This window comes from Undibacterium sp. RTI2.2 (assembly GCF_035018705.1).
Lineage (GTDB): Bacteria > Pseudomonadota > Gammaproteobacteria > Burkholderiales > Burkholderiaceae_D > Undibacterium.
In genome coordinates, this window is the sequence record NZ_JASJXN010000115.1 from 1 (window position 1) to 1,090 (window position 1,090).

Here is a 1,090-nt window from a genome sequence, read left to right on the forward strand (position 1 = left end):
CACTAAAATTGCCGCTCTCACGTTAGAGCTGGCGTACCACAAGCGGATCAAATTTTGCAGCACCTCCGAAGCCTTCACTGCACAGCAACGGGATTTATTCGATGAGACACAAGAAACCGATCTTAATGCCATGCAGGCCGAACTGGAGCAACTCTCCTCTGCACCCCGCGTAAAAACGAAACCAACCGGGCGCAAGCCACTGCCGGCAGAATTGCCACGCATCGAACATCGGCACGAACCAGAATCGTGCAACTGCGGTCAATGTGGCAATGTGCTGGTGCAGATCAGTGAAGATATCAGTGAACAACTCGATGTCGAACCAGCGCGTTTCTTTGTGCATCGCCATATCCGTCCGCAATACGCCTGCCGCGCTTGCGAAACGGTTACCGCAGCCGCCATTCCTCCGGCCATCATCGACGGCGGGCTAGCCGCGCCCGGTTTGCATGCGTGGGTCGTTATCCAAAAATACTTAGATCATTTGCCGCTGTATCGTATCGAACAAATCAGCGCCCGTCATGGTGCGGGGATTTCTCGATCGACGCTGGCTGAATGGATCGGACGTATCGGGGTCGCTTTGCAACCGCTGGTAGATCGATTGACCGAATTACTCAAAGAACGCAGCGTCCTGCATGCCGACGAAACACCGGTGCAACAATTAGATCCCGGCAAAGGTAAAACCAAACGCGCTTACTTGTGGGCGTATCGAAGTAATAGTCTCGACGAAGGTCCGCCGATCATCGTGTTTGAGTTTCAGCTTGGGCGCAGTGGCAGCCATGCGCGCACTTTCCTCGCCGATTGGCAAGGACACCTGATGGTCGATGACTACGCGGGCTATAAAGCCATGTTTGGTCAGGGCATCACTGAGCTCGCTTGCCTGGCGCATGCGCGACGTAAATTCTTTGATTTGCATGCGGCCAATCAACACCCAACGGCCGCCGAAGCGCTGGGCCGAATAGCCGAGCTGTATCACATTGAGAGCGCGGCCAAAGATTACTCGATTGAACAACGCGCACGGTACCGCCAAGAACAAGCCTTGCCGAGATTGGAAGCGATGCATGCGTGGTTACTGCTGACGCGTCAAAAGACGGCG

General features: G+C 54.9%; 1 protein-coding gene. It reads left to right on the plus strand.

Annotated features, from left to right (window positions below; all coding sequences use genetic code 11):
• A partial coding sequence (tnpC, locus tag QN395_RS21320) for an IS66 family transposase (RefSeq protein WP_323493044.1) occupies positions 1-1,090 on the plus strand: 1,090 nt, incomplete at both ends.